Source organism: Idiomarina sp. ST10R2A5 (assembly GCF_051842325.1).
Classification (GTDB): domain Bacteria; phylum Pseudomonadota; class Gammaproteobacteria; order Enterobacterales; family Alteromonadaceae; genus Idiomarina; species Idiomarina abyssalis.
On record NZ_JBNIEX010000007.1, the window covers coordinates 108870 to 126112 of the forward strand.

General features: G+C 47.8%; 15 protein-coding genes. 3 read left to right on the forward strand and 12 right to left on the reverse strand.

Annotation, left to right across the window (positions count from 1 at the left end; translation table 11 throughout):
• Positions 1-21 precede the first annotated feature (21 nt).
• The 7 genes from ACP7FG_RS10100 to acs are packed head-to-tail and all read right to left on the reverse strand — an operon-like array spanning position 22 to position 9515.
• Positions 22-648 (reverse strand): tetratricopeptide repeat protein, encoded by a 627-nt coding sequence (locus ACP7FG_RS10100; protein WP_054489265.1) that lies wholly within the window; start codon positions 646-648, stop codon positions 22-24.
• A gap of 37 nt (positions 649-685) precedes the next feature.
• Entirely contained in the window at positions 686-1474 is a 789-nt protein-coding gene (locus ACP7FG_RS10105) for a type III pantothenate kinase (protein ID WP_439226287.1), read from the reverse strand.
• Positions 1461-2456 (reverse strand): bifunctional biotin--[acetyl-CoA-carboxylase] ligase/biotin operon repressor BirA, encoded by a 996-nt coding sequence (birA, locus tag ACP7FG_RS10110; RefSeq protein ID WP_439226288.1) that lies wholly within the window; start codon positions 2454-2456, stop codon positions 1461-1463. The genes ACP7FG_RS10105 and birA overlap by 14 nt, the downstream gene beginning before the upstream one ends.
• The gene (gene murB / locus ACP7FG_RS10115) at positions 2453-3454 is read right to left on the reverse strand and encodes a UDP-N-acetylmuramate dehydrogenase (RefSeq protein ID WP_439226289.1); all 1002 of its coding nucleotides are present in this window, start codon (positions 3452-3454) and stop codon (positions 2453-2455) included. The genes birA and murB overlap by 4 nt, the downstream gene beginning before the upstream one ends.
• The gene (locus ACP7FG_RS10120) at positions 3451-6924 is read right to left on the reverse strand and encodes a PAS domain-containing hybrid sensor histidine kinase/response regulator (protein WP_439226290.1); all 3474 of its coding nucleotides are present in this window, start codon (positions 6922-6924) and stop codon (positions 3451-3453) included. Before ACP7FG_RS10120 ends, murB begins: the two co-directional genes overlap by 4 nt.
• The gene (locus ACP7FG_RS10125; RefSeq protein ID WP_054489278.1) at positions 6921-7553 is read right to left on the reverse strand and encodes a response regulator transcription factor; all 633 of its coding nucleotides are present in this window, start codon (positions 7551-7553) and stop codon (positions 6921-6923) included. The genes ACP7FG_RS10120 and ACP7FG_RS10125 overlap by 4 nt, the downstream gene beginning before the upstream one ends.
• 21 nt (positions 7554-7574) lie before the next feature.
• Positions 7575-9515: an acetate--CoA ligase gene (acs, locus tag ACP7FG_RS10130; protein WP_222235687.1), complete on the reverse strand. Its 1941-nt coding sequence runs from the start codon at positions 9513-9515 to the stop codon at positions 7575-7577.
• Positions 9516-9697: 182 nt separating this feature from the next.
• Here acs and ACP7FG_RS10135 point away from each other — a divergent pair, with 182 nt between their 5' ends.
• Positions 9698-10870 carry a DcaP family trimeric outer membrane transporter gene (locus ACP7FG_RS10135; protein ID WP_199493581.1) on the forward strand — a complete coding sequence of 391 codons (1173 nt, stop codon included), beginning with the start codon at positions 9698-9700 and terminating at the stop codon, positions 10868-10870.
• Between the two features lie 56 nt (positions 10871-10926).
• On the opposite strand, the gene ACP7FG_RS10140 is transcribed toward ACP7FG_RS10135, so the two are convergent.
• The 4 genes from ACP7FG_RS10140 to xseA all read right to left on the reverse strand — a co-directional run bounded on the left by ACP7FG_RS10140 (position 10927) and on the right by xseA (position 14034).
• Positions 10927-11118, reverse strand: coding sequence for a hypothetical protein (locus ACP7FG_RS10140; protein WP_439226291.1), 192 nt, complete (start codon positions 11116-11118; stop codon positions 10927-10929).
• Between the two features lie 16 nt (positions 11119-11134).
• On the reverse strand, positions 11135-11275 hold the full coding sequence (locus ACP7FG_RS10145) for a hypothetical protein (RefSeq protein WP_439226292.1): 141 nt from the start codon (positions 11273-11275) through the stop codon (positions 11135-11137).
• A gap of 65 nt (positions 11276-11340) precedes the next feature.
• On the reverse strand, positions 11341-12648 hold the full coding sequence (locus ACP7FG_RS10150) for an alkaline phosphatase (RefSeq protein WP_439226293.1): 1308 nt from the start codon (positions 12646-12648) through the stop codon (positions 11341-11343).
• 75 nt (positions 12649-12723) lie between these two features.
• Positions 12724-14034 (reverse strand): exodeoxyribonuclease VII large subunit, encoded by a 1311-nt coding sequence (gene xseA, locus ACP7FG_RS10155; RefSeq protein WP_439226294.1) that lies wholly within the window; start codon positions 14032-14034, stop codon positions 12724-12726.
• Positions 14035-14188: 154 nt separating this feature from the next.
• Here xseA and ACP7FG_RS10160 point away from each other — a divergent pair, with 154 nt between their 5' ends.
• Positions 14189-15097 carry an alpha/beta fold hydrolase gene (locus tag ACP7FG_RS10160; RefSeq protein WP_439226295.1) on the forward strand — a complete coding sequence of 303 codons (909 nt, stop codon included), beginning with the start codon at positions 14189-14191 and terminating at the stop codon, positions 15095-15097.
• On the forward strand, positions 15094-16362 hold the full coding sequence (locus ACP7FG_RS10165; RefSeq protein ID WP_439226296.1) for an O-acetylhomoserine aminocarboxypropyltransferase/cysteine synthase family protein: 1269 nt from the start codon (positions 15094-15096) through the stop codon (positions 16360-16362). The genes ACP7FG_RS10160 and ACP7FG_RS10165 overlap by 4 nt, the downstream gene beginning before the upstream one ends.
• A 48-nt stretch (positions 16363-16410) precedes the next feature.
• Here ACP7FG_RS10165 and ACP7FG_RS10170 read toward each other — a convergent pair whose 3' ends face one another.
• Positions 16411-17229: a mechanosensitive ion channel domain-containing protein gene (locus tag ACP7FG_RS10170; RefSeq protein WP_439226297.1), complete on the reverse strand. Its 819-nt coding sequence runs from the start codon at positions 17227-17229 to the stop codon at positions 16411-16413.
• Positions 17230-17243: the final 14 nt, after the last annotated feature.

The following is a 17243-nucleotide window of genomic DNA, read 5'->3' on the forward strand; positions in this document are numbered from 1 at the left end:
GCGCAACTCAAACAAAGGCCACTAATCCAGTGGCCTTTTTGCTTTTTCAACGACCGAAGGTGGCATTCTCTCAGCCAGCTTTGCCAGTTTTTGCTCAATATCCTGATAGGTGCCCTGGTTTGCTGTTATCGCATTATGTAACCAATGATAGGCCTTTTCGTAGTCATACGGGCTGCCTTTATCCGCCAGCAAGATCTCAGCAAAGCGTCGTTGCGCCGGCAAATTCCCTAACGAAGCAGCTTCACGAAGATACAAAATGGCGCGGTCAATATCCTTTTGAACCAGAACTCCTTCATGATAATAGCGCCCCAACTGCTCCAGAGCTTCCAGTAAGCCATGCTGAGCCGCTTTTTCCATATAAAGCAGGCCAAGTTCAGGGTCACGGTCATAACAGACGCCCCAGGCCATCATGTCGCCATATAAGAACTGATACGTTGGACGACGCTCGAGCTCTGCCTGAGCTTCAATATCCTGCGCCAGCTGGCAGCGGTCGGTATCGCGTACTCGTTTAAGATGCGCGTTGGTTGCAAACATCTCAACAAGTTCGGCGTCTGAGTACAGTTGCACAGCCTCAACGTCCTGCGCCTGCGCTTTGTGCACTGCGGTCAGTCCGGCTACAGCAATCAGCATTGGAATGACTATTTTCATAAAGTTGCCTGTGCTCTCTCTGAATTTACCTAAAGGTTTAACTGTTTAGGTTATCGGCACAGAGTCGCAAACCCTTAAACAACAAATCGTCATAACGACGAAATTTACCAGACAAGGTTCGCATTAAATGCTCACCATCGCCACCGGTAACAACGACATCAAAAGACTCTTGCGAGAAATGCTCCCGAGATAACTGAATAGCCTGTGCAATAGCGCCTGTGAGCGCGGCTTCCGTTCCCTGAGCAATACCGTCAAAGGTATTTTGCCCGGCCGCAAGCCCGTCACGCTCAATATCGTCTACCGTAATACCTTTTAAGTTCGCTGTTCCCTGGCCAAGGGCATTTAGCATGAGCTGGCGTCCGGGGACTATCCAGCCTCCCAGATGTCGCCCGTCAGCTCTCAGCCAGTCAATGGTTAATGCAGTACCGGCATCTACTATCAAAGCATTCTTTTGAATCTGCTCGTGACAGCCAAGTAATGCCATCCATCGATCAGAACCCAGACGCTCAGCTTGTTCACCATAGCCGTTAATGACTCCCGCCTGTTCCGCTTTCGTTTTTTGCCAGACAACACTGATACCAAGCTCCGCCAGTGAGCTATTCAGGGTATCCATCACCTGAACCGCAGCAACGCTGCAACCTATGGCTTTTTGCTCGCGCTGAATTTGTTGGTTGCTGATGACTTCCAGCAGTAGCTCTTTTAGCGAATGACTCAAATCATTAAGCCAACTTTGGTGAGGTATCGCACCCAATATTTCAATCTCGTCGGTGTCAGTATCCCACCAGGCAAATTTACTGCGGGTATTACCGGCATCAATTAATAGCATCTTGCGCCCTCAATGAAACTTCACCACCAAAATAGCGACGTACGCCCTGCTCATCTTCTACGAGTAAAGCACCGTTCTCATCAACCCCACGGCAGGTTCCTAAGCAAACCCTTTGCCCCATAATCAGTTTTACCGGTTTATCGATAAACCGGTCGTACTGCTGCCAGCGTTGCTGGAACGCGGAAAGCCCGCTCCGTCCGTATTGCTGCAAAGCAGACAACACCGATGCCCGCACCTCGGCCGCAACCCTATTACGTGAAACAGGTTGTGGTAACTCAGAGTTTAAATCTGTCCATGCCTGATCAATTTTTTCTCCGACATGGTCCGGCATTCTTAAATTAATACCAATACCAATAATGCTGTGCGCAGCACCTTCTGGGGAAGTTTCCAGATCGACCAGAATTCCGGTCACTTTCTTACCAGCAATATAAACATCGTTAGGCCATTTTACACTGACCTCATCAATACCCAAATTGGTAAAGCATTCCGCCAAAGCAACACCAACGGCTAAACTTAACCCCATAGCGCCATGAATACCGTCATCCAGAGGCCAGTAAATACTTAGGTAGAGGTTACTGCCAAAAGGCGAGTGCCACTGTTTGCCTCGCCGCCCACGACCGGCTGTCTGAGCTTCTGCAAATAAGGAGAAGCCGGCGTCCAAAGTCCCTGACTTAGCAAGTTCTTTTACCTGATCATTGCTGGAATCAACCACGGAGCGTACTTCAAACTCTGGTTTATTTTTCCATTGCGCCGGTGTTTCTTTTTCAATAGCTTGTGAGCGCAGCAATTCAATAGACCTTGCCAGTTTGTAGCCACGCCCTGTGACAGAAAACAATTCAAGACCAAGTTCTTCCAGCTTATGAATATGTTGATTAACCGCTGCCCGGGATATCCCCAGAGACTCACCAATAGCTTGCCCGGAGTGAAATTCACCATTAGCTAACAGGGTAATCAGTTGATCAAGACGCTCTGATTGTTTCATTTTTCTGCCGCCAACTGCACAAGCCCGTGCTTGCCAACCAGACGAACTTCCGGCTCCAGTTCAATTCCACTGGCTTCTTTTACGTGCTTCATGATTTTCTGTGCCAACTGGCTGACATCTGCTCCAGTCGCTCTTGCCCGGTTAATTAACACCAGTGCCTGATTCGGATTAACCGCTGCATCGCCCTCGTTTAAGCTCTTCAAACCCAGGTGTTCAATCAGCCAGCCGGCGGCTACTTTTGAACAACTCTCGTCAGCGGGAAAGTAGACCATATCTGGCCATTTCTGCAATAAGCTTTCCAGTAGCGCATTAGAAACAACAGGATTCTTAAAAAAGCTTCCTGCGTTCGGAATGACTTTGGGGTCAGGTAATTTTTTCTGACGCACTTCTATAACCTTGTCGAAAATGCTTTGTGCACTCGCATTATCGCTCAACTGGTTCAGTGGAGAGTAATGAGTCACAGGCCGCCAGTCTTTAGGTAAACGAAAGGTTACGGATGTTATCAGCCAGCGCCCGGGGTGCTGTTTAAACAAACTGTCCCGGTAAGCAAACTGGCAGTCCTCTGTGCTCATACTCACCCAGCATTTTTCGCTAATATCCCAGGCTGTTACCTGTTCAATAAATGTCGCCACTTCCACACCATAGGCCCCAATATTTTGAACAGGAGCCGCTCCCACTGAGCCGGGTATCAATGCCAAATTTTCCATACCATCAATGTTTCGGTCGCGTAAATCGGTCACAAAATTGTGCCAGTTTTCACCGGCTGCCGCGGTAACTAAAAAACTTGTATCCAGCTCTTCAATGCATACACCAAGCAAACGGTTACAGACAACGGTTCCCTGAAAGTCTTCCAGAAACAAGGTGTTGCTGCCTTCACCCAGCAAGTAATAGGGCTGCTCAAAAGCTAGCTGCTCAACCTCGTCGCTGCTGTTCAGTTCAATTAAAGTCCGGCATTTGGCCGGTAACTTAAAAGTATGTCGCTCAGCAAGCTCTATCAACTTCTGGCTCCTCCTGCCTTTCGGGTGCTGATGTACTTCAAAAATGCTTTTAATGCGGCGGGTTTAGCCGGTTTTGGTAAAAATTGCAGGCCGCTTTTTCTGGCGGCCTGTTTCACAGCGTCATCACGCATTGCAGTGACTAACGCCGCTGGTATCTTTTGCTGCCAAATGTCACGTAACTCTTCTGCTAAGGCTAAACCGTCGCCGTCACCTAGTTGGTAATCCAGCAGCAGCCCCTGAGGAGCTTTATCACCACGGTGTGCCTTGGCATAAGCCAAAGCTTTGCTATAACTGTTAAAAGTCAGAGCTTCACACTCCCACTTACTCAAAAGAGCACTTAAGGCACTCAAATTTTCATTATCGTCATCCACAACCATCAGTTGCAGGCGGTCAGACAGCGCATCTTCCTGTTGTTTTTTAGGGCGGCTGATGACTTGAGCGGCATTACCTAACGGTACTCGCACCGAAAAACAGGAACCTTTGCCTTCAACCGATTCAACCTGAATATCGCAATTGAGTTGCTCACCCATACGTTGAGCAACACTTAACCCTAACCCGACTCCGTCTACCGTCTGGTTCTGCACTCGATAAAATGCATCAAATACTTTGTTCTGTTGCTGCGCAGCAATACCCGGACCGGTATCCCACACCGCAATTTGGAGTTCGTCTCCGCGCTTACGAACCCCTAATAATACACTGCCCTTCTGAGTGTATTTAATGGCATTAGATAAGAAGTTCTGCACGATACGCCGTAAATACGTCGGATCGGTATACACAGGCCTGTCTTTATAAAAAGCGCGAAAGTCCAGCTTTCTCTGTTCAGCAAGTACAGCGTATTCTTCCACCAGAGGATCCAGAACGGAACTGAGCTGAACATGCCGGAACTGCGGCTTTAACGCCCCCTGATCCATCTTCGCTATCGACAGTAAAGTCGACAAAAGATGTTCAGTTGAGCCGAGCGCCGTATCCAGCTTACCCACTAACGACAAGTTACGCTCTGAGAGTTCTTTTTCCTGAATTGCCGAGAGGTATAACCGTGCCGCATTTAGCGGCTGTAAAATATCATGACTGGCCAGGGCCAGAAAGCGTGTTTTCGAAGCATTTGCAGCTTCAGCCTCTGCTTTCGCCTTCTTTAATTCTTCTTCTACCTGACGACGCCGATCGATTTCAGCCGTCAGTTCCTGGTTAATTTCCCGAATTTCCTGCGTACGAACATCAACCCGCTGCTCAAGGTCAATATTCGCATCTTCCAGCGCCTGCTGAGTTTCAACGTGCGACGTAATATCGGTAAAACTGGTAACAAAGCCTCCGGTTGGTAACGGGTTCCCTACCATTTCAATAACCCGTCCATCCGCTCTGCGGCGGATAAAGCGATGCGCTGACCCCATTTGCATATAACGCAAACGCTTATCAACCAGCTCGTCCACCTCACCCGGACCGCATTCACCGCGCTCTGCATTATAACGAATGAGCGTAGCAATCGGCTGCCCCGGCTTAACCATGCCCTCAGGGTACTCGAACAAATCCAGGTACCGCTTATTCCAGGCTACCAAGCGTAACTCGGCATCGACAACACTAATACCCTGGGCCAGGTTCTCAAGCGAACTGAACAGTATTGACTGCTGCGTTTGCAGTGCCTGAGTCGTGTCATCAAAAAAGTGAACAACCTCTTCCAGATTAAGCTGCTTATCCCTCAGGGCGGCATCAATTAACGAACGGGCTGTTGCAGAACCCAAGACACCGGCAATGGCCCTTTCAACAAAGCTAATAAACGGCTTTTCTGCAATTTCTTCCAGCTTAAGTTCCGTATTTTCAGGACGCTGATAGTACTGCATCAGTTGCTGCGCACGCTCTGCGCCCAGGAAAGTTTTGAGCAGCAACAACATGTCTGCGTTGGTCGCGTTGTCGTTTTTGTTTAAGTGTAAGTCGGGTAGAGCCGCTCTTGGCTTTACAAAAGCCGTTGACTGAATCCTGTCGACTAACCGCGGCTTTGCCAGCAGAGAAAAAACAATAAAGCTGAAGGTATTGAGCCCCAGTGAAACAACAGTACCCCGGGTTATAATTTCAACGTCGGTCAGTTGACTGTTCGTATACAAAGGAATTAATACCGCGATGACCCAACCCACGGAACCCGCCAGCAGCCCGGCATAAACACCACGGGCGTGACCTTTTCGCCAATAAAGTGCAGCCAGTAAAGCCGGCAGCAACTGTAAAACCAGAGAAAACGCCAGCAACCCAATACTAACCAGGTTGGTACGTGCCGCCCAGAAGTAGTAGCACAGAAAAGACAAAACCATAGTCACGGCAATGGCCACACGGCGGATTAACAATAACGCCCGGTCGTATTCTCTACGTCTGTGCTTTAACGGCAAGCGCGATTCACGCTGCAGCAAAATAGGCATGATGACATCGTTAGTGATCATGGTACTCAACGTGACAGAGGCAATGATCACCATAGCCGTTGCGGCCGAGATTCCGCCAATAAAGATAACCAGAGACAACCACAATTGATCTTTCAAAAGCGGCAGCTGTAGAGCATAAGTTGAACCGTCAGAGCCTGCAGAAAGATAAAAGGTACCGGCAATAGCAATGGGAACTATAGCGGCGGCCGTTAACGCTAAATAAAGCGGGAACCCCCAACGGGCAGTGCGTAAGTGCCGAACGTCGACATTGTCCACAACCGCAACGTGAAACTGTCTGGGCAGACAAAGAATTGCTCCGGCGGCCATAAAGGTCTGGACAATAAACTCAAATTCCCCGAATGAAGCAAAAGACCACTGCGGCTTGGTTACATCGCTGAATGAACTGAATAAATCAGTTTGTACATCGCCGTGCAGCAGTGACCAGGCAAAAATACCCGCCGCCAGTAACGCTACAAGCTTAATCATAGACTCCACGGCAATTGCCAGAATCATACCGCTACGATACTCAGTTACCTCAACATGGCGGGTACCAAACAGCATGGCGAAAATAGCCATTAAGGCGGCAGCCCCCAATTCTTTGATTGAGAACTCAGCCATCATGCCCGTATTTTCAGTTAATACGGCAAAGCTGATACCTACAGCCTTAAGCTGAAGTGCTATGTAAGGAATGATAGCAACAGCTGCAATGCCGGTAACAGCTACGGCAAGCCGACGTCTTTTCCCAAAGCGGGATGAAATGAAATCGGCAATGGAGGTGATGTTTTGTTGCTTACTAACCGAAACCAGTTTTTCCAGAATTCGGATACCAAACAAAAACAGGAGAATAGGCCCCAGCAAAATGGGGAAGAAGGCCCAGCCGTCGACAGCGGCGTTTCCTACTGCGCCATAATAAGTCCATGACGTACAATAAATTGCCAACGACATGGAATAGACAAAAGGCTTATGACTAACCTTATTCGCCCACGAGCCAAGCCGGTCACCCCAGGTGGCAACTGCGAAAAGAAAGATCACATAAGCCAGTGAGGCAAATATTAATAGCCAGGTCATAATTGCAGACGTTCAGCCACCAAAACAGCCTGGGTACGACTGTAAACCCCAAGTTTTCTAAATATTGCAGTAATGTGCGCTTTAACCGTTGCTTCGGTTATTCCCAGTTGATAGGCAATCTGTTTATTCAGCAGACCTTCGTGAAGGAAATGTAGCACCCGATATTGTTGCGGAGTCAGTTCTGCAACCTTACGGGCCAGCTCCTGATCTTCATCTGAAATCACATCCAGCCGCTCCCGGGTTTCTTTGGGAACCCAGGTCTCACCCTGTAAAATGGTATCTATAGCCTCTGCTATTTCGGCAGAAGGTAATGACTTTGGAATAAAACCCAATGCGCCAAAACCAATGCACTTAGCAACAATTGACGAGTCTTCACTACCAGAAATAATAGCGACGGGTAAAAGCGGGTAATCTTCTCTTACACGAATAAGACCATATAAATCGCCACTGCCGGGCATATGTAAATCCAGCAGGAGCAAATCAACGTCATCGTCTTTATTTAACGCAGCCAAAGTTGAATCTAAGTCTTCGGCTTCGCGTAAGGTAAGTTCAGAAAAGTGATTCGCGAGAGCGCCTTGCAGCGCCTCGCGAAACAATGGGTGGTCATCTGCGATTAAAAATTTCGCCATGAGATTCCAAATTAAGTGACATTATTTATTCATTCTATTTTCTATCAATGAATCTACCACACTTGGATCAGCAAGCGTAGAGGTGTCACCGAGGTTTTCATACTCATTCGCAGCAATCTTACGCAAAATGCGGCGCATGATCTTACCCGAGCGAGTTTTAGGCAAACCAGTCGTCCAGTGAATCAAATCAGGCGTTGCAATTGGGCTTAATTCAGAGCGAACCCAGTTACGAACTTCTTTGGTCAACTCATCGGTTACCTCAACACCTTCAACGGGTGTTACGTACACATAAATACCCTGACCTTTTAAGTCATGCGGATAGCCAACAACGGCCGCTTCCGCCACAGACTTATGTGCCACCAGCGCACTTTCAATTTCAGCGGTACCCAGGCGGTGTCCTGACACATTCAGAACGTCATCCATGCGACCGGTTATCCAGTAGTAACCATCGGCATCACGGCGTGCGCCGTCGCCACTGAAGTACATACCTTTAAAGGTAGAGAAGTAGGTTTGCTCAAAACGCTCATGGTCACCCCATAATGTACGCATTTGACCCGGCCAGGAGTCTTTAATCACCAGACCACCTTCCGCTTCGCCTTCCTGAAGGTTGCCTTCACTGTCGACTAATGCCGGCTGAATACCGAAGAAAGGACGAGTCGCAGAACCCGGCTTCAAATCCGTGGCTCCTGGTAAGGGGGTAATCAAAATACCACCGTTCTCAGTTTGCCACCAAGTATCCATAATTGGGCATTTACCGTTACCAATAGCGCGGTGATACCACTCCCAGGCTTCCGGGTTAATCGGCTCGCCCACGCTGCCCAAAATACGCAAGCTTTCGCGGGTCGAAGTTTTCGCTGCCTCGTCACCTTTTGCCATTAACGCACGAATAGCCGTTGGTGCCGTATAAAGAATATTTACTTTATGTTTATCAACAATTTCACCAATACGACCAACACCCGGGTATGTAGGAACACCTTCGAACATCAGGGTCGTCGCACCGTTCGCTAACGGTCCGTAAACAATGTACGAGTGACCAGTGATCCAGCCAACGTCCGCGGCACACCAGTAGACTTCATCTTCCTGATAGTCAAAAACATACTCGTGGGTCATGGATGCGTAAACCATATAACCGCCGGTAGTATGCACCACGCCCTTAGGCTTGCCGGTTGAACCCGAGGTATAAAGAATGAATAGCGGGTCTTCGGCGTTCATCACTTCTGCCTGACATTCGTCACTGACGTTACCAACCAGTTCATGCCACCAAACGTCACGACCCTCAGTCCAGTCGACATCACCTTCAGTTACACGGCACACAATGCTGTGCTCTAACGAAGGGCAGGCGCCGTCCGACAAAGCTTTATCCACATTGGCTTTCAGACCAATAGTGCTGCCGCCACGACGACCTTCATCCGCGGTAATAATGGCTTTTGCCTGACAGTCGTTAATACGGTCAGCAATGGCGTTTGGTGAGAACCCACCGAAGATAACCGAGTGAACCGCACCAATGCGCGCACAAGCCAACATGGCATAAGCCGCTTCCGGCACCATTGGCATGTAAATAGCAACGCGGTCACCTTTGCTTATACCTAATTTTTTCAGGCCATTAGCAAAACGGGATACCTCTTTATGTAGCTCGCGGTAGGTGATGTGTTTGTCTACACTAGGGTCGTCGCCTTCCCAGATAATCGCGGTTTTATCGGCTTTATCAGCAAGGTGACGGTCGACACAGTTGTAACAGGCGTTTAAGGTGCCGTCTTCGTACCACTTAACACTGACTTTACCCGGTTCGAAACTGGTATTTTTAACTTTGGTGTAAGGTGTGAACCAAGTAATTCGCTGTCCGTGTTCACTCCAGAAACCTTCAGGATCGTCTACTGACTGTTGGTAAAGTTTCTTATAACCGTCATTATCGATTTTGGCTTTAGCTTTGATATGTTCAGGAACTGAATACAGTTGCGACATTACCTCTTCCTCCTTATTCGCAAGATGGTATCTGTTGTACGTTTTAAAGGGCTTAAACACTATTAGACCATAGTCTAGATTGATAAAAATTGACCAGTTAACGAGAATTAACAGCGTTTATCTTTGGCATAACAATAAAATGCACGATCAAAACGAACACTTGGCTTACAGGGGAGAACACCATGGCTAAAGCAAGTATCGCAAAAAAATTCACCGTATCAGCAGCAAGCGCTGCCGTACTCGGTGTTATGAGCTTAGGAGCTCAGGCAAACGAAACTGACATCGATTTTGGTGGTTTTGTTAAACTGGACATGATGGTATCGGACTACACCGATGGTCAGGCACCTTCAAGCGGCAGTATCGCCCGGCAACAGTATATTCCAAGCCTCACCCCTGTGGGTGGTGAAGGCGACGACATGGTCACCGATTTTCACGCACGTCAGTCGCGTTTTTTCCTTACCACCGACACTGAGTTAGATAATGGCGAAACGCTGACCGGCCATATCGAAATGGATTTTATGTTGACCCCTGACGGTGACCAACGTATTTCAAACTCTTATAATCCGCGTCTGCGTCACGCATTTTTGAAATATGGAAAATGGACTTTTGGTCAAACCTGGTCTAACTTTCAGGACCTCAACATTCTGGCTGAATCCGTCGACTTTATCGGCATCACCGATGGCATTATCTTCAACCGCCAGGCACAAATTCGCTACACCTCCGGTGGCTTTAGCGCCTCAATTGAAAACCCTGAAACAACCGTAACACCGGTTGGCGGCGGCCGTATTATCTCCAGTGACGGTTTTGCGCCGGACGTGACCTTTAAGTATACCGGTAAAACAGACAATCTTACCTGGCAGGCTTCGGCACTTTTACGTCAACTAACGTACGATGTCAGTCAAACTGGCGATGACGAAACCACCTTTGGTTACGGTGTCAGCTTTGGCGCTAAATACACCTTCGGCATGGATGATATCCGCGCATCAGTCACCACAGGCTCTGGTTTAGGTCGCTATTTAGGCCTTAACACCTGGAACGGTGCTTATATTGACAGCAATGGTGAGTTAGAAGCCATTGACTCAACCGGTGTATCCTTTGCTTATCGCCACTTCTGGTCAGAGAAACTGCGTTCAAACGTGGTGTACTCTCGCGGCTGGGCAGATAACGATGGTGAAGTACTGGCTTTGGCAGGCGATATGACAGAATACACTCAACGCCTTGCGTTTAACTTAATGTATTCACCGGCATCTAACCTGACTTTCGGTGCAGAGATTTCAAAAGCAAATCGTGAAACGGAAGCTAGTGTAGACGGTGACTTAAACCGCCTTCAACTTATGGCGATGTATAAATTCTAAGTTACTAACCAATAAAGATGCACAAAGAAATTTTCCACTTTGTGCATCTTTTTTTATTAAATGTCAGCAATAACAGGTTTGTTTTCTGACAGCGCCAGCCAACCACGGATTACTCGGTAAATAACCCATATGGTAACCGCCAGCAGCACTAAATAACCGATCACAACAAACAACAGTATAATACCAATGATTGTTCCAATAACGCCTACCCAGAAGGTTTTAATTAGCCAGTTAAAATGACTTTCCACCCAAGTGCCACGGGCTTCACTGCGCTTTAAGTAGCGCTAAAATAACAGCGGCAATCGACGCAAAAGGAATAATGAGACTCAGGGCATATAAAATATACCCAACAAGTGCCATTTTCTTTAGTTGTTCCTGATGTTCTGAGTTCACTTCCATTGTCATAAGGTTTCCTCTTATTGTTGTTTTATCCCAAACTGCATCATCAACAACTAACGATTTAACTACTTTTAACGAACAATCTCAATCAGTGCTTTACCAATATCGGTGTTATCCATATAGCCACCGAAGTTTTCACTATAAGGACCGGCGGCAAACACAGGAACATCAACACCCGTATGTCCGCTGGTTGTCCAGCCGGTACCGGTAATATCAGCCGTTATATAAACCAGTGCCTGGTGCAGGCTGTCTTCCCGCGCTTCGCCCTCTTCTTCAGCGGCGATAGCAAGTTCATCGATATAGTCCTGAGTGAGTTCAAAGTTGACTTTGTCCGCAACGTACTCCGGCCAATGATCAGAGTCCATGCTCAGCATTTCTTCACTCATATGCGCAATTGAGCTTTCAATTTGCATAACGCGATCAGAATACCAGGCATACTCGCCATCTCGCCCAATAGTCAGCCCACCGGTCGAGTGGTCTGCCGTCATAACAATCAAAGTATTCGGGTTATTCTCGCGGTACTCACGAACAACTTGCAGTGCCCGGTTCAGACCGTCCATTTCGTGCACAGCACAAGCAATATCATTGGCGTGGCCACACCAGTCTATTTCACTGCCTTCAATCATTAACGCGAAAGGCTGCTGCTTTTTATCCAACAAACGTAAAGCCGTGCGTGTCATATTTGCCAGAGCATCAACATCACCATCAATGGCATAAGGCAAACCTTTCTCAGCAAAAAGTCCCATCACTGGTGCCGTATCAACTGACTTCAGCTGCTCCATGTCGGTTACAATTTGCATCCCATGTTCCGGTAAAATATCCAGCCAGTTCTTATCATCACGGTCAAAGTAGCTTTGTCCACCACCTAACATGACATCAAAAGAAGCTTCACCCTCAACCACCTGAGTCGCGATTTTATCCGCTATTTGGTTGTACTCGTAGCGCGATGGGTGGTGAGTAAAGAAGGACGCAGGCGTGGCATGGTTCACTTGCGAAGTCGATACCGAGCCCGTTGACCAACCGCTCTCACGTGCCAGCTCCATCATTGTCTGCAAAGGATACTTGTCAGCGTCAACACCAATAGCACCGTTGTAACTTTTAACCCCTGTTGCAAGGGCCGTTGCACCGGCTGCCGAATCGGTAACCCAGGTATCATCATCTGGATAGGTTGTTGCCGCGCCTTTCAGCATGGCGTCAAACTCGGTTTTAGCAATGGTTTTACTGTCTAAATCGGACATGGCATAACGGTAGGCTGTAATAAATTCAAACCCCATACCGTCGCCAATAATATAGATAATATTTGGCTTCTGTTCTTCTGCATGCACCATAGAGGATGCGAAAGCCAGTCCAATACCAGCCACTAATGCTTTGAGTTTCATACCACGACTCCTTTTTGAATAACTTGCGCAGTATAACAAAGCCAGGATGTCAGGAATATGACAATAAACTCAGGATCATTGCCGTTTAGCGGTAATGCTTCCGTCGGCCAGCCTAACCTCTATTGTGCTGCCAATGTTCACCTGTTTCTCGCTGCGAACAACTTCACCGCTCTCGGTGCGGACAATTGCGTAGCCGCGTTCCAGTGTGTTTAGCGGGCTAACAAGGTTTAATGACTGCATTAACTGCTGCTGTCGGGCTCTATTCTCTTTTAACAACCGCTGCATGACTAATGGCAGGCGCTGTTGCTGATTACTCAACTTTTCGTGTAAACGCTGTAGCTCTTTTTGTGGATGAACCGCCTGTAATCGGCCTTGCAGGTAAGAAACCCGCTGTTGCTGACGTGCTAAACGATTCTGCAGTGCACGGCTGGCTCGAGCCTGCAATTCATCAGCCAATTGTGACTGTTGTTGCAGCTGACGTTGCGGGTGCTGCTGCTGAAGACGAGTCTGCAGAAACTGCCAGCGCTGCTTTAAACGCTGTAATAATCTCTGTTGGGCCAGAGCTAAACGTTGTTGCAGAGCCTGAGCTTTTTGTTGCTGTTGCTGCTGGTCGCGAGTTACCAGCTCGGCAGCCGCCGACGGCGTCGGAGCTCTCACATCCGCAACAAAGTCAGAGATGGTAAAGTCAATTTCATGACCGACCGCGCTAATAGTTGGCATGGGTGCCGTGCCCAAAAGACGCGCAAAGTTCTCATCGTTGAAGCACCATAAATCTTCCAGTGAACCGCCACCACGGCTGACTAAAAGCACATCCACTTCATTACGTTCAAAAGCGGTTTTCATCATGGCCTGCAACTGTGGTACCGCCGCTTCACCCTGAACGGCACTAGGATAAATAATGACTTCAACGCTAGGGTCGCGACGCTTCATGACAGCTAATATATCTTTTATTGCAGCACCCGTCGGCGACGTCAGCACACCCACTTTATGAATGTGCTCGGGCAGTGGCCGCTTGCGTTCAGTAGCAAACAACCCTTCGCTCGAGAGTTTTTCTTTTAACTGCTCATAGCGTTGCTGTAATAGACCCTGCCCGGCATCTTCCACCTGTTCAATAATCAGCTGATAGTCGCCGCGCGGCTCATAAACCGTGACCTTGGCTCGTACCAGTACTTGCATACCGTTCTGTGGTCGAACTTTAGCGCGTTGATTGGCATTGCGGAACATAGCGCAACGAACCTGAGCACGCTCATCTTTCAAAGTGAAGTACCAATGTCCGGAACCCGGTGCCGCAAAATTTGAAATTTCTCCAACCAGACTAATTTGCCCAAACCCCTGCTCTAACAGTTGCCGGATCTCAATGTTTAACTGGCTGACCGAATACACCATGAACGTCACTCTTTTCTTTAAAGTTAATAGCGAAATCATACCACACTCAAAGGATATCAAAATAAGCCCACTTACATTTAGACGTCTAAATGTCTTGACGGCTTTATATCCATTTATTACAGTCGGGGAATGGTTCATCAACGTGAGGTTAGCTATGGTTCAGCCAGTTGCCCGCAGTTTTTATAAAGAGACCTCCTTCGGACGTATCAAAGGCTACCGTTATGGTAATGCCGGTGCGCCTGCAATTGTTGTACAAGGGGGCATCAGCGCCAGCGGTAAACTATGGAAGCCGGATAAAAGCGGTTGGTGGCAGTCACTTCACCCGGTATTTTCTAAACTCGATGATGTACAAGTCATTAGCTTTGATTACTTTGGCGGGTTGGGAGGTTCTGACTGCCCTGCTATTCCTTTGACGGTTCAACAGCACAGCGAGGCCATACGTCAGGCACTACGAGATGAAACCTGTGATCTGCAAGCCTGGGTTGGCGGATCCTTTGGTGGTGTTTTGGGGCTTCAGTTTGCTGCCGACCACCCAGCGGAATTAACTCATCTGACAGCTATTGGAGCCGCTCATAAGCCTTCTGTTCATTCCGCCCTGTTGCGCTATTTTCAACAAGCATTGATTCAGCGCTGCGGTGATGACCAGTCCGGAATTATTCTCGCCCGGGCGCTGGCCATGCTGAGTTACCGTACCGCTGAAGAGTTCGAGCAACGGTTTAACCACGCTGACGATGCGTTTGAGTACCTTCTGTATCAGGGAGAAAAGCTGTTAAAACAAAACGGTAATAACTGTCGCAGCCTGTTCACACACCTGACGCCAATACTGAATGACTACAGCATTGATCCAACCAGGATTCAGGCGAAGGTTCAACTTATCGACTTTCATAATGATGCTATTGCGCCTCCAAGTCTGGTCACGGAGCTGGAGCAATTACTCCCTAATCACACAGGTCGAGTCACCATTGAAACACCTTTTGGTCACGATGGTTTTATTAAAAATGTCGAACAATACCAATCGGCTTTAACGCATTTTTTAACTGAATCTCAACTGGAGTCCGCATGAAAGACGAAACACTGGCCATACATCATGGCTATGAAACCGACCCGACAACCAAGTCGGTAGCAACGCCCATTTATCAAACGGTGTCATACGAGTTTGATAACGCTCAGCACGGCGCCGATCTGTTTGATTTAGCGGTTGAAGGAAATATCTACTCGCGCATTATGAACCCGACCAACGATGTTCTGGAAAAACGCGTGGCAGAACTGGAACACGGTGTCGCAGCACTTGCCGTGGGGTCAGGCATGGCCGCTATTGAATATGCTCTCATTACTTTGGCCAGTCAGGGCGACAACATTGTCACTACACCACAGCTTTACGGTGGAACTTATACGCTATTCCGTCATATGCTGCCATCATTTGGTATTGAGGTGCGTTTCGCCGACTCCGACAAGCCTGAAGATATCGCGGAGCTTATTGATAGTAAAACCAAAGCGGTTTACTGCGAAAGTATCGGCAATCCTGCCGGTAACATCGCCGACTTAGAAGAGTATGCTCAGGTTGCACATAAACATGGGGTACCTTTGGTCGTTGATAATACTGTCGCAACCCCCATACTCTGCAAGCCTGTTGATTTCGGTGCCGATATTGTTGTTCACTCGCTGACGAAATACATCGGTGGCCACGGCAATTCGGTTGGCGGTCTAATTGTTGACAGTGGTCGTTTCGACTGGGTTCAGGAAAAGCAGCGTTTCCCTCAGTTTAGTTCACCTGAGCCCGCCTATCATGGCGTGGTTTATACTGATGCTTTTGGCCCCGCCGCATTTATAGCACGAGTGCGAACCGTTGCGCTGCGTAATACCGGAGCCTGTTTATCACCGTTTAACGCCTTTCTGCTATTGCAGGGGCTTGAGACTCTGGCTTTACGTATTGAACGCCATTGTGAAAACGCATTAAAAGTGGCTGAATATTTAAAAGCACATCCTCAGGTAGAGTGGGTTAACTTTGCAGCTTTACCAGAACACAGGAATCACGGGCTGGCAAAGAAATACATTAAGAATGCAGTACCGGCTTCGCTACTAACCTTTGGTGTGAGGGGCGGTTACGATGCCGGTGTGACTTTTTATGACAAGCTGAAACTGTTTAAGCGTCTGGTCAATATCGGTGATGCCAAGTCACTGGCCTGCCACCCTGCATCAACAACCCACAGGCAACTATCAACGGAAGAGCAAGCCTCGGTTGGTGTGAAACCCGAAGCCATACGCTTATGTGTGGGTATTGAAAATGTGGAAGATATTATTGCTGATATCTCACAAGCTTTGAGTTAACTAAGTACAAAAAAAGGCCACTTTTCAGTGGCCTTTTTAAACAAAATGTTAGTCTTCTTTTTTAAGGTGAACGTCCATTTGCGGAAAGGGAATACCAATACCCTCTTCATCCAGACGGTCTTTAATACGTTCAAGCAGATCCCAGCGGGTCGGCCAGTAATCTTCATTTTTTGTCCACGGGCGCACGTTAAAGTCGACCGAAGAGTTTCCTAAGTTAGTTACCGTAACCACGGGTTCAGGATCTTTCAGTACACGCTCATCACTGGTAATAACATCCATCAGTGCTTTTTTCGTTTGCTGTAAGTTAGCACTGTAACTAACACCAATCACTAAATCGATACGGCGCAACTCTTCGCGGTTATAGTTAACGATTGGGCCGCCAATAATTTCAGAGTTAGGAACAAAAACCACCTTACGGTCCGGCGTCTTCATTATCGTCTGAAAAATATTAATTTGTTCAACCGTTCCTGAAACACCACCAGCGTCTACATATTCGCCAGCACGAATAGGACGGAACGTAATTAGTAAAACGCCCGATGCAATGTTTGACAAAGACCCCTGCAGAGCAAGACCAATAGCCAAACCTGCCGCACCTAAAATAGCAATAAAGGAAGTGGTTTCAACCCCAACGTGTGACAACGCCATCATAATAGCGGCAATGAATATTACCGTTTTCAGAATCGCACCCACAAAGCTGATGACTGCACCGTCTACTTCGCGCTTACGCATGTTCTTGGTCATTACACCGGTAACAGCATTCGCAACCATTTTACCGATAATGAGTATCGCAATAGCGATAACAAACTTAATCGAGAAACCGATCAGCATATCCTGGTTATTATTAATCCACTGAACGATGTTATCCATACAAATTCCTTATT

What these genes read in the sequence shown, in the direction of transcription:
- ACP7FG_RS10100 (WP_054489265.1), bottom strand. Translation starts at nt 648, where the DNA reads ATGAAAATAGTCATTCCAATGCTGATTGCTGTAGCCGGACTGACCGCA.
- ACP7FG_RS10105 (WP_439226287.1), bottom strand. Translation starts at nt 1,474, where the DNA reads ATGCTATTAATTGATGCCGGTAATACCCGCAGTAAATTTGCCTGGTGG.
- birA (WP_439226288.1), bottom strand. Translation starts at nt 2,456, where the DNA reads ATGAAACAATCAGAGCGTCTTGATCAACTGATTACCCTGTTAGCTAAT.
- ACP7FG_RS10120 (WP_439226290.1), bottom strand. Translation starts at nt 6,924, where the DNA reads ATGACCTGGCTATTAATATTTGCCTCACTGGCTTATGTGATCTTTCTT.
- ACP7FG_RS10125 (WP_054489278.1), bottom strand. Translation starts at nt 7,553, where the DNA reads ATGGCGAAATTTTTAATCGCAGATGACCACCCATTGTTTCGCGAGGCG.
- acs (WP_222235687.1), bottom strand. Translation starts at nt 9,515, where the DNA reads ATGTCGCAACTGTATTCAGTTCCTGAACATATCAAAGCTAAAGCCAAA.
- ACP7FG_RS10135 (WP_199493581.1), top strand. Translation starts at nt 9,698, where the DNA reads ATGGCTAAAGCAAGTATCGCAAAAAAATTCACCGTATCAGCAGCAAGC.
- ACP7FG_RS10145 (WP_439226292.1), bottom strand. Translation starts at nt 11,275, where the DNA reads ATGACAATGGAAGTGAACTCAGAACATCAGGAACAACTAAAGAAAATG.
- ACP7FG_RS10150 (WP_439226293.1), bottom strand. Translation starts at nt 12,648, where the DNA reads ATGAAACTCAAAGCATTAGTGGCTGGTATTGGACTGGCTTTCGCATCC.
- xseA (WP_439226294.1), bottom strand. Translation starts at nt 14,034, where the DNA reads ATGGTGTATTCGGTCAGCCAGTTAAACATTGAGATCCGGCAACTGTTA.
- ACP7FG_RS10160 (WP_439226295.1), top strand. Translation starts at nt 14,189, where the DNA reads ATGGTTCAGCCAGTTGCCCGCAGTTTTTATAAAGAGACCTCCTTCGGA.
- ACP7FG_RS10165 (WP_439226296.1), top strand. Translation starts at nt 15,094, where the DNA reads ATGAAAGACGAAACACTGGCCATACATCATGGCTATGAAACCGACCCG.
- ACP7FG_RS10170 (WP_439226297.1), bottom strand. Translation starts at nt 17,229, where the DNA reads ATGGATAACATCGTTCAGTGGATTAATAATAACCAGGATATGCTGATC.